At 62.7% G+C, this 11,782-nt stretch carries 12 protein-coding genes; 4 read left to right on the plus strand and 8 right to left on the minus strand.

Going from position 1 to position 11,782, the window contains the following annotated elements; genetic code table 11:
• The first annotated feature begins 15 nt into the window (after window positions 1–15).
• Window positions 16–612, plus strand: coding sequence for a TetR/AcrR family transcriptional regulator (locus ACTJKX_RS23915; protein ID WP_440726745.1), 597 nt, complete (start codon window positions 16–18; stop codon window positions 610–612).
• 11 nt (window positions 613–623) lie between these two features.
• Here ACTJKX_RS23915 and ACTJKX_RS23920 read toward each other — a convergent pair whose 3' ends face one another.
• From ACTJKX_RS23920 to ACTJKX_RS23940, 5 genes are all read right to left on the minus strand, one after another.
• A complete protein-coding gene (locus ACTJKX_RS23920; protein WP_440726746.1) occupies window positions 624–1,373 on the minus strand; it encodes an ABC transporter permease in 750 nt (249 codons plus the stop codon).
• A complete protein-coding gene (locus ACTJKX_RS23925; RefSeq protein WP_440726747.1) occupies window positions 1,370–2,308 on the minus strand; it encodes an ABC transporter ATP-binding protein in 939 nt (312 codons plus the stop codon). Before ACTJKX_RS23925 ends, ACTJKX_RS23920 begins: the two co-directional genes overlap by 4 nt.
• Window positions 2,305–3,312, minus strand: a complete 1,008-nt coding sequence (locus ACTJKX_RS23930) for an ABC transporter permease (RefSeq protein WP_440726748.1) — start codon at window positions 3,310–3,312, stop codon at window positions 2,305–2,307. Before ACTJKX_RS23930 ends, ACTJKX_RS23925 begins: the two co-directional genes overlap by 4 nt.
• A gap of 176 nt (window positions 3,313–3,488) precedes the next feature.
• Window positions 3,489–4,400, minus strand: coding sequence for a glycine betaine ABC transporter substrate-binding protein OsmF (osmF, locus tag ACTJKX_RS23935; protein ID WP_440726749.1), 912 nt, complete (start codon window positions 4,398–4,400; stop codon window positions 3,489–3,491).
• Between the two features lie 254 nt (window positions 4,401–4,654).
• Window positions 4,655–4,900: a DUF1272 domain-containing protein gene (locus ACTJKX_RS23940; RefSeq protein ID WP_440726750.1), complete on the minus strand. Its 246-nt coding sequence runs from the start codon at window positions 4,898–4,900 to the stop codon at window positions 4,655–4,657.
• 172 nt (window positions 4,901–5,072) lie between these two features.
• On the opposite strand from ACTJKX_RS23940, the gene ACTJKX_RS23945 reads away from it, so the two are divergent.
• From ACTJKX_RS23945 to ACTJKX_RS23955, 3 genes are all read left to right on the plus strand, one after another.
• Complete coding sequence (locus ACTJKX_RS23945) at window positions 5,073–6,401, plus strand: LLM class flavin-dependent oxidoreductase (protein WP_092720026.1); 1,329 nt, start codon at window positions 5,073–5,075, stop codon at window positions 6,399–6,401.
• A 14-nt stretch (window positions 6,402–6,415) separates the two neighbouring features.
• Window positions 6,416–7,906 (plus strand): DHA2 family efflux MFS transporter permease subunit, encoded by a 1,491-nt coding sequence (locus ACTJKX_RS23950; protein ID WP_440726751.1) that lies wholly within the window; start codon window positions 6,416–6,418, stop codon window positions 7,904–7,906.
• Between the two features lie 270 nt (window positions 7,907–8,176).
• Window positions 8,177–9,520: a pyridoxal phosphate-dependent decarboxylase family protein gene (locus tag ACTJKX_RS23955; RefSeq protein WP_440726752.1), complete on the plus strand. Its 1,344-nt coding sequence runs from the start codon at window positions 8,177–8,179 to the stop codon at window positions 9,518–9,520.
• Window positions 9,521–9,647: 127 nt separating this feature from the next.
• Here the strand turns inward: ACTJKX_RS23955 and ACTJKX_RS23960 are convergent, their stop codons facing one another.
• The 3 genes from ACTJKX_RS23960 to ACTJKX_RS23970 all read right to left on the minus strand — a co-directional run bounded on the left by ACTJKX_RS23960 (window position 9,648) and on the right by ACTJKX_RS23970 (window position 11,662).
• Window positions 9,648–10,094: an N-acetyltransferase family protein gene (locus tag ACTJKX_RS23960; RefSeq protein WP_440726753.1), complete on the minus strand. Its 447-nt coding sequence runs from the start codon at window positions 10,092–10,094 to the stop codon at window positions 9,648–9,650.
• 68 nt (window positions 10,095–10,162) lie between these two features.
• Complete coding sequence (locus ACTJKX_RS23965; protein WP_440726754.1) at window positions 10,163–11,275, minus strand: PA0069 family radical SAM protein; 1,113 nt, start codon at window positions 11,273–11,275, stop codon at window positions 10,163–10,165.
• 111 nt (window positions 11,276–11,386) lie between these two features.
• Complete coding sequence (locus ACTJKX_RS23970; RefSeq protein ID WP_440726755.1) at window positions 11,387–11,662, minus strand: hypothetical protein; 276 nt, start codon at window positions 11,660–11,662, stop codon at window positions 11,387–11,389.
• Between the last annotated feature and the right edge of the window lie 120 nt (window positions 11,663–11,782).

An 11,782-nucleotide genomic window follows, 5' to 3' on the forward strand; every position in this document is an offset into this window, starting at 1 on the left:
CCTGAAGGAATATCGATGGGCACTGCTGGCCGCCCAAGGGAATTCGCCAAGGATATAGCTTCGGAACAGGCGCTCGTCTTGTTCTGGGCAAAAGGCTACCGGTCCACGTCTATTCAGGCTTTATCAAGCGCCATGGATATCGATCCGAAGAGCCTCTACGCCGCGTTCGGCAGTAAGGAGGAGCTCTATCTGTCGGCTTTGGATCGTTATGCGGCAACCTACGACGCCCGGATCTGGGGCTACATGCCCCCCGGCCAAACGCATCGGGAGCGTGTTTGCGCAGTTCTGGAAAGAGCGGCCAGATATTTAATCAGAACAGATGTCACACCCGGTGGGTGTCTGATTACTCTCGCTGCCTTGGCGGAGGAGACGACAGATCGTATATCGCAAATCGCACGTGGTCATCGTGCGTATCGCTTGGGTCTGCTTCGAACATGGCTGCGGGCGGCGAAGGAACAAGGAGAATTACGACCCTCAGCCGATATCGTCGACCTGAGCCTGTTATTCTTCGCCGGATTTAACGGCATCGCGGTGCAGGCGAGAGACGGTGCCAACGCCGATGAGCTGACCGCGATCGCGAACCTATTGATAGCCGCGTGGCCTGGCCGCTGACGGCATGGGGCTCAAGCCGGCCGGCGATGAAGGACGTTCGCAACGACGATGTGTCCGACCGCGGCGATTGAGCGGTCCACGACGATGGCGAGAAGGCCGACAAGGATCGCGCCCTGCAGGACATAGGCGGTGTTGTAGGCGCTCAGCCCTTCGATGATCAGGTTGCCGAGCGTCGCGGCGCCGACGGTTGAGCCGACCGTGGCGGTACCGACATTGATAATCGCCGCCGTGCGGATCCCGGCGATGATGATCGGCCCCGCCAGCGGAATCTCAACCTTGAACAAACGCTGCCGCGGTGACAGGCCCATCCCGTCAGCGGCCTCGATGATGCCCGCATCAACACCTTCCAGCCCCGCGACCGTGTTGACGATAATCGGCAGCAATGCATAGGCAAAAAGGGCAACGACCGTCGGCGCGCTGCCATATCCGAGCAGCGGTACGGTGACGGCAAGCACTGCTACCGGGGGGAACGATTGGCCGATGGCGGCCACCGCCATGACCAGCGGCTTCACCCTTCGGCTCGCCGGTCGGCTCACGGCGATAGCAAGTCCGATTCCGATGAGCGCGGCGAGTGCGGTAGCGACGAGGACCACGACGATATGAGAGACGGTGAGCTCAAGAAAGGCGACTCGGCGGTAGACCGGCCGCTCCAGCTCCGGAAATAGCGCGTGGAACAGCCATTGGCTGTTCGGTAGGAATGCGAGCGCGCCGGCGAGCAGGCCCGCCGGAAGCAGCAGACGGCGGAGCGTGAGATCCATCATCGCGCAAGCACCGCAGACAGATCCTCGAACGTCAGCCTCCCGACCGGCTGACCGTCGGAGGCCAGCACCGAAAGCGGCAGGCGGCCATGGACGAGCATACGCGAGAGCGCGACCGACAGGCTTTCATCTTTTCCGATTGTCGCGGCGTCGGTGGCTGTCTCCACGGCGCGCATGGCGTCGGCGACCGTCAGCCGCGCCAGCAGGCGCAACAATGCCTCCTCGCCGCCGACAAATCCGCGGATCAGATCGGATGCGGGATCGGTGACGATGGCATGCGGCGGTCCGTCCTGCACGATCCGTCCGCCGTCCATGACGACCACGCGATCTGCCAGCTTGAGGGCCTCGTCCATGTCATGCGTGACGAAGACGATGGTCTTGCCGGTGCTTGCGTGGATCGCGTGCAATTCATCTTGCAGCGATCGTCGCGTCACCGGATCCAGAGCGCCGAAAGGCTCATCCATCAAGAGCACCGGCGGGTCGGCAGCAAGCGCGCGGGCGACGCCCACCCGCTGCTGCTGTCCACCCGACAGCTGGTGTGGAAACCGCCGGTCGGTGTCGATGCCATCGAGGCCGACGAGACGGACGAGCTCGGCGACGCGGGCGCTGACCTTCGCTTCAGGCCAGCGCAGCAGCCTTGGAACGGTCGCGATGTTGTCTGCGACGCTCCAATGGGGGAAGAGCCCGCCCGATTGGATGACGTAACCGATCCTGCGGCGCAGCTCGGCCGGATCAACGGCGCGGACGTCCTGGCCATCGACGAGGATTCGACCCTCGTCGGCGGTCACGAGCGCGTTGATCATGCGCAGCGTCGTCGACTTGCCGCATCCCGAGGGGCCGATCAGCACGCAGACCGACCCTTGCGCCACCTGAAGGCTCAGGTCGTCGACCACGCGCCGGCCGTCATAGAGTTTACTGATATGGTCGAGCTCGATCACAAAAGCGCCCCCTTGGACGTAAACAGGGCGAAGACGGCGTCGACGGCGAGCGCGAAGGTGACGGTGGGCAGGACGCCGAGCATCACCAGGTCGATCGCGTTCTGACCGAGCCCCTGAAAGACGAAGGTGCCGAGACCGCCGGCGCCAATCAGAGCCGCGACGACGGCAAGGCCAACGGTCTGAACGGATACGATCCGCAAACCGGAGAGGATGACCGGCAGCGCCAGCGGAAGTGTCACCATGACCAGGATTTGCCGATCGCGCATCCCGTTCCCGCGCGCCGCGTCGATGACCGCCGGTGAGACCGCCTCGAGTCCCGCAATGGTGTTTCGCACGAGCGGCAGCAGCCCGTAAAGCACGAGCGCGATGACCGCGGGGGTGGCGCCAATCCCTGCAATTCCGATTGCGCCTGCCCAGGGGAGTGCTTGGCCCAGCGATGTCAGCGGGCCAATCAGAAATCCGAACAGCGCGATCGACGGCACGGTTTGAACAATGCCGAGGGCTGAGAGAAGCCGTTCACCAAATCGACGTCGACGAAAGCCCAAGATTCCAAGCGGCAGGCCGAGAAGCAGGACGATCGCGACTGCAGTCACGACCAGGACAGCATGCCGTGTTAGCTCGGCGCGGAACGTGTCGGCATGCGCCCGATATTCGCGCATTACCGAGACATTATCGAAGGCTCCTCCAGCGATGAGGCCGACGACGATCGCGACGCCGGCAAGGGCCACCACGGTGCGGGCGGCTGGGCGGAATGCGACTTGCTGCACGAGATCGACCAGGCAGAGCACCGGCGCGCTCGCAAGCAGCCAGAAGCCCAGGCTGAGTGACGTGCGGGCGCCCGGCGATTTGCCCGCTGCCAGGCTCGCCGCTCCGCTCCCAGCAGCCCAGAGGATTTCGGCGAAGGCGATGAGGAGCAGGATCGCGGTCATCGTGGCCACAGGCCGGGATTGCACGAGCAGGCTGCAGGAGAGCAACGCCACGCTCGTTGCAATAAGCAGCGTCAAGGCGCCGGGGCTCGCGACATCCGCGAGCCGCATTGCGCTGCCGGGTAAGATCCGGTTCGGTGCGTGAACGAGAAAGCCGACGGTGCTCGCACACGCAACTGCCGCGGCGACGATTGTGAACAGAACGCCGTTTCGGATGCTGACGTGGAGGTCCTTTGATGCTTTTACGAGGCTGGCTATTGGAGGAAGCCCTTTTCGGTCAGGTAGCTCTTTGCGACCGATCGCGCATCCTCGCCGTCAACCGCGATCCGCGCGTTGAGCTGCTGTAGCGTTTCGAGCGTGAGCGACTTGAAAACAGGGGCGAGCAGGCCGGTGATCTCGGGGTGGGCGTCGAGCACCTCCTTACGGATCAGCGGTGCGGGCTCGAAGACAAGCTGCACGTTCTTGGTGTCACGCATGACGACGAGCCCGAGCGCGGCAAGCTGCCCATCGGTGCCATACGCCATGGCGGCATTGACGCCGGACGTACCCGAGGCGGCCGCCTGTTCGGTTGCAGCGGTATCACCGCCTGACAGAACCAGCACCTGGTCGCTATTTATCTTGAATCCGTAAGCCTTCTCGAACGCGGGCAACGCCCCGGCGCTTTCGGTGAATTCCGACGAAGCTGCGATCTTCATTTTTCCGCCGCCGGCGATCCACCGACCGAAATCGTCAAGCGTTGCGAGGTTCTGTTCCTTGGCGACATCGGCCCGTACCGCGATCGCCCAGGTGTTGTTGGCGGGCGCCGGCTGAAGCCACACGAGCTTGTTCGTCGCGTCGAGATCCCGCGCGCGCAAGTAGGCCGCGTCGGCGGACTTCCAGACCGGATCGCTGTCCTGGTTGAAAAAGAACGCCGTGTTGCCGGTATATTCGGGGTAGATGTCGATCGCGCCGGTCAGAAGCGCCGAACGCACGAGCTTGCTCGATCCGAGCGGGATGCGGCTTTCGGTGGGCAAGCCGCCCTTCTCCAACATCAACAGAATGACGTAGCCGAGCAACGAACCCTCAGTGTCGGTCTTCGATCCGATCCGGATCGGCTCGGCCGCCATCGATGGCGCCGCCATCGAGAGCGCGAGCGCAAGGATCATCAGTCGCGCGATTGCCTTCATTGCCTCTACCCTTCCCCATTTGCCGGTTGGACGACCGCGCGCGACCGCCCGAACCGTTTCGGAAGCGACACGTCAGCTTATCTATCGATAGATATAGGACTAAGATATGAAACCCGTTTCGTCAAACCGCTGCGGTGCAGATTCCCGGCTTGCGGTCATCTTTTCGGCAGGCCGAATAGACCTCGGCACCAACACGCCTGTTCCGCCCGGCCGCCGTGCCGAGCGGAACGTCTTCGCGGATCTCAGCGACGAGATCAGGCCGCCACACAGCCACCGGGTTTGAACGTCCTCTCCGTGGCCGCCGGGTATTTATCCAACATCTTCGCGGGGCGCACCGGCCGTTCAACGAGATTCCCGCCGCAATTCGGGCATATGCCGTTCAGCTTGTTGTCCGCGCAATCGCGGCAGAACGTGCACTCGAACGTGCAAATCAATGCCTCGCCGTTTTCCAGCGAGAGGTCACGATCGCAACATTCGCATCCAGGTTTCATCGCAAGCATCGTCTAACTCCCTCTGGTTCGAGCAGTGTCATTCAGACATGCCTATCTTCCGATAGATATTGACAGACGATACCGCCGAGCTTTAACAAAATGCAAGGGCTATCTATCGAGAGGTAGACAAAGAGTTCGAAGGAGGCGGCCGGCCGGCCGCTTGGAAAGGATCGGCGGCCGCATGAAACGCATGATTTTGAGTGCCTTCTTTTTCAATCCTCAGGGCGATCACCGAATTTCCTGGCGGCATCCCCGCGCCCCTTCGCGTGAGGTCTACGATCTTCCCTATTTTCAATCCCTTGCGGCGGCCAGCGAGGCAGCCAAGCTCGACGCGATTTTCGTCGCCGATCACGTCGGCATGTGGGACACCTTCGAAAGCAACATCGCGCACTACGCCAATCCGCGCCTCGAACCGATCACGCTGCTCTCGGCGCTTGCGGCGGTGACCTCGCAGGTCGGGCTTCTCGCCACGGCATCGGCTTCCTATACCGAGCCGTACAATCTTGCCCGCATGTTCGCGTCGCTCGACCACCTCAGTCATGGGCGCGCCGGCTGGAACGTCGTTACGTCGTCGATGCCCGAAGAGGCGATGAATTTCGGCCACGACGGCAACATCGACCATGCCAACCGCTACGAGCGCGCCGGCGAATATCTCGATGTCGTCAAGGCCCTGTGGGACAGCATCGACGATGACGCGATCCTTCTCGATCGCGACTCGGGCCTGTTCGCCGACGTGACGCGAATTCGCCGGATCAATCACGTGGGTAAATATCTGAAGGTTCGCGGTCCGCTGAATGTTCCGCGCCCGCCCCAAGGCCACCCCGTGATCGTCCAGGCCGGATCCTCGGACGACGGCAAGACCTTGGCCGCACGCCACGCCGATATACATTTCGCCGTCATACGGTCGATCGAGGAGGGCCTGAAATACCGCGCCGACTTCGACGTCAGGCTGGCGGCAGCAGGTCGCGCTTCCGGCGATCTCAAGATCCTGCCGGGGATCCACCCGGTCGTCGCCGCATCGCGCAGCGAAGCCCGCGAGAAGGAAGAGTTCCTTCAGACGCTCGTTCCCGAGCGGATCGGGGTCGATCTCGTCTCGAGTTGGTGCGGGGTCGACGTATCAGCGTTTCCGATCGATGGCCCCCTGCCCTCACTCCCCGATCTTGAGAGCTATGACGGTCAACGCTCTAATCTCGAAAGGATGAAGGCCTTTGCCGAGCAAGGCTTGAGCATCCGCGAGGTCGCTCATCGCCTCATCAATGCTGGAGCGGTTCCATCGGTGATCGGCACGCCGGCCGATGTCGCAGACCAGCTCGAGGAATGGTTCACCGCGGGCGCCGCAGACGGTTTCAATCTGATGTTCCCGCTGCTTCCAGAAGATCTTACGCAATTTTGCACCGAGGTGGTTCCCGAGCTGCAGCGGCGCGGTCTCGCGCAGACCGATTATAACGGAGCGACGTTGCGAGACCGCCTCGGGCTGAAAAGGCCGGCAAATCGTTTCGGCCGCACGTGACTGGCGGGCGCGCCGTGGTCGGCCCCGCCGTCGCCATTCCCGAGCAGAACCAATTCTGCGCGCCTGAGAGCCGGTGGCTCGTTCTCGTCGCCGCGATCCTGGCATCGACGATGGGCTTCATCGATATGACCGTCGTGTCGCTCGCGACGCCGGCGATCCGTGTCGACCTTGGCGCATCGCTCGTCGATGCGCAGTGGATCTCGAACAGCTACATGCTGCTCCTCTCCTCGCTGGTGCTGCTTGGCGGCGCGGCCGGCGACATCTTCGGCACACGCAACGCATTCGCCTTCGGCATCGCGGTTTTCGTGGTCGCCTCGATCGCATGCGCTCTGTCCCCCGACGCACCCTGGCTCATCCTGACGCGCGGCGCGCAGGGCTTCGGCGCTGCCTTCATGGTCCCTGGCAGCCTGGCTGTTATCGCCAAGGCTTATCCGGCGGAGGAACGCGGCGCCGCGATTGGCCTTTGGGCCTCGGTCTCGTCGCTGACCACGGCTGCCGGACCGCTTCTCGGTGGCCTTGTTCTGTCGCTTGATACGAGCTGGGCGTGGCGATCGATCTTCGCGTTGAATCTCCCGATCGGCGCGCTGGCACTGATCATCTTGCTCAAGCGCGTGCCTGACGATGTGCGGCACGATCGAGGGCGGCTCGACCTGGTCGGCGCGGTTCTGGCGACGGCTTCACTCGGTTTGCTCGCCTGGGGACTGACCGCAATCGGGTCTTCCGGTGGCGCTGGGCGCCTCGCATCGATCGCGCTTGTCGGCGCGGCGGTGGTGTTTGGCCTCTTCCTTCTGTGGGAACGGCGGGCAAAAACGCCCCTGGTAAAGCTCCGGTTGTTTGCCTCGCGCGCGTTCGCCGGGGCGAACCTCTACACGTTGCTCGTCTTCGTCGCTCTCAACGCGCTGCTCTTCTTCCTGCCGATGACCGTCATCTCCGCGTGGGGCATACCGGAATGGCAGGCGAGCCTCTTGTTTCTCCCATTAGCGCTTGCGATTGGTGTCCTATCCAGCCTGGCGGGGCGCCTCGCGGACCGGATCGGTGCGCGTTGGCCGATGACTGCGGGTGCCGCCATCGTCGGTATCGCCTTCGTTGGCATCGCCGCCACGCTACCCTTCCGACAATTCTGGGCTCTGACCCTTCCGCTCCTAACGGTGATGGGGCTTGGGATGGCGGCGCTCGTCTCGCCGCTTTCCACGGCTGTGATGGCGGCTGCGCCGGATGAAGATTCCGGGCAGGCCTCCGGCATCAACAACGCAGTCGCACGCGCCGGCGGCCTCATCGCGATCGCCGCGTTCGGCGCTGTCGTATCCGCCGTCTATGTCCATTCGCTTAGTGACGCCGGCTCGAACGGCGAGTTCGGTGTACGTCCGGCCCCGCCGCTCGACGCGATCGCCGAAACCGCTCGTGTCGCTGCCACGACGAGTGCCTTCCAATGGGTCGCCTGCATCTGCGCGGCGCTTTGCTTCTTGGCCGCGGTGGTCGCATGGTTCACGGAGCCGAGACGATGAGCTCGGTTCCCCCACTCGCGTTTTTGATCAGCGCAAATCTTTCTCAAGCGCTGTTTGGCTCGAGTGGGTTAGGTCGTGCCTAGCCGGAAAGGTCGCGCGCTGTCCGATAGTCGTTGACAGACCGTAACGCCGAGCCTTAACGCCTGCTATGACTATCTATCGAAAGATAGATAATTGATTCGTCGAGTGTGCGGTCCGCGTCGCGGATGCGGCGGCGCGACGCGGGAAAGCGGTCACCCAGTCATCGGCCGACCGGAAAGAGGGAGCGACATGTCGGAACTGGAATTGATGGCGGAGGCGGATCGTCGCGCAAGAAGTTACCTGGAAGGGATCGAGCAACGCTTACCGTTTCCCGACCAGGCGGCGCGTGCCGGCCTAAGTGTCTTTTCGGAACCACTTCCCGATGAAGGGCGCGACGCGGTCGAAACGCTTCGAATGCTCGACAGCTATGGCTCGCCGGCGACGACGGCATCGAACGGCCCGCGTTATTTTGGCTTCGTGATCGGCGCGTCTTTGCCCGCAGCGGCCGCCGCCGAGCGCTTGATGCTGGCCTGGGACCAGTGCGCCGCCACGTACGACACGTCCCCGATCGCAGCGACGATCGAGAAAATCGCCGGTCGGTGGCTTCTCGACGCACTCGACCTGCCACGAGAATCTGCTGTCGGATTTGGTACGAGCGCGACCGCCTGTGCGCTCAGTTGCCTTTCAGCAGCTCGGCGATCACTGCTGTCGCGTCAAGGGTGGAATATCGATAGGGACGGGCTGTTCGGCGCCCCTGAGATCCGGGTTGTCGTGTCCGAGACCGTCCATATCACCGTGCGGAAGGCTCTGCGGTTACTCGGCTTCGGATCCGTACACCTGGTCACGGCGCCCGTGGACGCATATGGGCGGATCGATCCAGATCGCTTACCCCCGCTCGATGAGAAGACGATCCTTTGCCTGCAAGCCGGAGAGGTGAACACGGGTGAGTTCGACCCTTTGGCTGTCCTGATCGACGCGGCGACAAAGGCGAAGGCCTGGGTCCATGTCGACGGTGCATTCGGTTTGTGGGCGCGTACCTCGTCGAGGCGAGCACTTACCGAGGGGATCGAGGGTGCCGATAGCTGGACCACAGACGGACACAAATGGCTGAACACGCCCTACGACGGAGCGGTCGCCATCTGCCGCGACGCGCAGGCACTGGCCCAGGCCATGAATTCCGACGCCGTTTACGCAACAGCGTCCGCCGACGCGCAAAAGAACCTGACGCTCGAGTTCTCGCGGCGCGCTCGCGGCATTCCTATTTGGGCTGCGCTCCGGACGCTCGGCCGCGCGGGTGTCGCGCAGCTCGTCGACCGTCATTGCAACGAAGCCGCGTGGCTCGCGGATCGGCTCCGTGAAAGCGGGTTCGACGTTCTCAATCGCGTCGTTCTCAATCAGCTGGTGGTGCGATATGGCACCGATGAGCAGACCGCGCAAATACGCCAAAGTGTCATCGACACCGGCGCCGGCTGGTTTGGAATGACAGTCTGGCAGGGCCGGCCTGCGCTTCGGATCAGTCTGTCATCGTGGCGCACCGAGCATCAAGACGTCGCCGGTTTGGCGGAGGCCCTCTCGACCGCGGCGCGAAACTAGACTGACCACTTCGCCTTCGCTTACAGCAATGGGCGAGACGCCTTCAATGTTTCGCCTCGGCGCCGAATGCAATTTTGTCATTCGGCTCCGAGAACGCTCGCGATCATACACGTGCTATTGGCGCCGGTTATTGAAGATCGTACTCGATGAAACCCGTGCGCCGAGCGACACGATCATAGAGGCGGCGAGCCGTTGCGTTGGTCTCGCGCGTCATCCAATAAACGTTGGTGACGCCGATCTTGAGCGCTTCCGTCTGGACGGCCTTGATCAGCGCCGCGCCCACGCCTTTGCCGCGGACGTCGGGATCGGCGAAGAGATCTTGAAGGTAGCAGTTGTTCTTCAGCGACCAGCAGCTGCGGTGATAGAGGTAGTGGACGAGGCCGACGGGCTTGTTCTCGATCGTGGCGAGGAAACCCTTGGGTTCGAACTCGCCTTCGGTGAAAAGGCGACGCCACGTCGTTTCGAACACTTCGTCGGGCAGGCTGGCCTCATAGAACGTCAGATAAGCAGTCCACAGCCTTTGCCATTCGGCATGGTCAGTTGGTGCGAGCGGACGGACGATGATTTCTGGCATTCATATTCTCCTGTGGCGATAGTGGACATTCGGTTCGAGAATTTCGGCCTGCGACGACTTAGCGTCGCTCATAGCAGCGTGAGCTGGTCGCCAGGCCTCGGCGGGATTCGGAAGAGATCGGTTCGAAGCGGCGCGATTTTCCGATCGAGCGCGAAGCGCCGGCGCGCCAGCCGAAAACGGTCAACAAGGATCTGCGCGACGGGCCGCTCGCCCGCGATGCGGTGGCCGAAGCGTGCGTCGTTTTCCTTGCCACCGCGCATCTGGCGAACCAGCGACATGACGCGCTCAGCGCGTTCGGGACGTTCCGCTGCGAGCCACTCCTTGAAAAGATCCTTCAGTTCATGGGGCAGTCGCAGCATCGAATAGTGTGCGTACCGCGCACCGGCGTTGGCCGAAGCCTCGAGGATCGCCTCGATCTCATGGTCGGTGAGGCCCGGAATGATCGGCGCCACGCTGACGATGACCGGTATGCCGGCATCGCTGAGCGCGCGAATGGCATCGAGCCGCCGCGACGGCGTCGATGCCCTTGGCTCCATCGCCCGGCCGAGCTGACGGTCGAGCGTCGTGATCGAAATCACGACGACGCTCAAATTCCGCTCGGCCATCGGAGCGAGCAAGTCGATGTCGCGCGTGACGAGGTAATTTTTTGTGGTGATGCCGAGGGGATGCTGGAATTCGGCGAGCACTTCGATGATGCTGCGCGTGATGCGTAGGCGCTTCTCAACCGGCTGGTAGCAGTCTGTGTTCGCCCCGAGTTGCACGCGATCTGGGACATAACCCGCCTTGGAGAGCTCGCTCCTCAGCAATGTCGCCGCCTGCGGCTTGAAAAATAGCTTCGTCTCGAAATCGAGCCCCGGCGACAATCCGAGATAAGCGTGCGAAGGCCGGGCGAAGCAGTAGATGCATCCATGCTCGCAGCCTCGATAGGGATTGACCGAGCGATCAAAACCGATATCCGGGCTCGCGTTCCGGGAGATGATCGACTTCGCTTTTTCGGAGGTCAGGGTGGAATCGACGCGCTCCGTCTCGTCGACATCCGCGACCGACCACCCGTCATCGACACTCTCGCGATGATAAGGTTCAAACCTGCCCGTCTCATTCGACCGTGATGATCGTCCTCGGACCGATCGATGCCCACTATGGGCCTCATCCGGCGCTGTTGGCATGCTCTTAAGGGCCATCGCAAGCTCCCGGGAGGACCATCTCGCGACGAGCTCGATGCCGCCATCCCACGCAGTGCCCTGGGCTGAGGTCCTGAAAACTGAACTGGGCGAGACGCAGAGACGAGACGGTCAACCGGTTCCCTCCGCCCGCACGTCCTTGAGCCGGACGTTGGCGAGGCGTGTCTTCGCCGCGGTGAAAACAAGGTCGATCACCTTGCTGTCATGGCCGAGCCTGAAACATTCCACGACGACACCGACGAGCACGCTCTCGGTGATGACAAGCAAGTCCGAATAGGAACCGCCCGCCGCGCGGGTGTCCTCGATGATTTCCGCAACGACGCGCTTTGCAACGCGGTTGTGCAGTTCGGTCGCCGCCTCGACGGTCAACTGGGGTTTCTCGGACATTTGCATCGTCATTTGCCCTCTCGAGTCTATCCGGCGCTCGATCGTCCGCCGACGCGTCCATTCGAACAAATTACTGGCTCGCGTCTCTCTATCGATAGATAGCCTTTGACGAGGAGGAAT

The sequence above is a fragment of the Labrys sp. 22185 genome, assembly GCF_052045555.1.
Taxonomy (GTDB): Bacteria; Pseudomonadota; Alphaproteobacteria; order Rhizobiales; family Labraceae; genus Labrys; species Labrys neptuniae.

Excerpts from the sequence above, each read along its gene's own strand:
- ACTJKX_RS23915 (WP_440726745.1), top strand. The coding sequence starts at position 16 with ATGGGCACTGCTGGCCGCCCAAGGGAATTCGCCAAGGATATAGCTTCG.
- ACTJKX_RS23965 (WP_440726754.1), bottom strand. The coding sequence starts at position 11,275 with ATGGCCCTTAAGAGCATGCCAACAGCGCCGGATGAGGCCCATAGTGGG.
- ACTJKX_RS23960 (WP_440726753.1), bottom strand. The coding sequence starts at position 10,094 with ATGCCAGAAATCATCGTCCGTCCGCTCGCACCAACTGACCATGCCGAA.
- ACTJKX_RS23970 (WP_440726755.1), bottom strand. The coding sequence starts at position 11,662 with ATGTCCGAGAAACCCCAGTTGACCGTCGAGGCGGCGACCGAACTGCAC.
- ACTJKX_RS23945 (WP_092720026.1), top strand. The coding sequence starts at position 5,073 with ATGAAACGCATGATTTTGAGTGCCTTCTTTTTCAATCCTCAGGGCGAT.
- osmF (WP_440726749.1), bottom strand. The coding sequence starts at position 4,400 with ATGAAGGCAATCGCGCGACTGATGATCCTTGCGCTCGCGCTCTCGATG.
- ACTJKX_RS23920 (WP_440726746.1), bottom strand. The coding sequence starts at position 1,373 with ATGATGGATCTCACGCTCCGCCGTCTGCTGCTTCCGGCGGGCCTGCTC.
- ACTJKX_RS23955 (WP_440726752.1), top strand. The coding sequence starts at position 8,177 with ATGTCGGAACTGGAATTGATGGCGGAGGCGGATCGTCGCGCAAGAAGT.
- ACTJKX_RS23940 (WP_440726750.1), bottom strand. The coding sequence starts at position 4,900 with ATGCTTGCGATGAAACCTGGATGCGAATGTTGCGATCGTGACCTCTCG.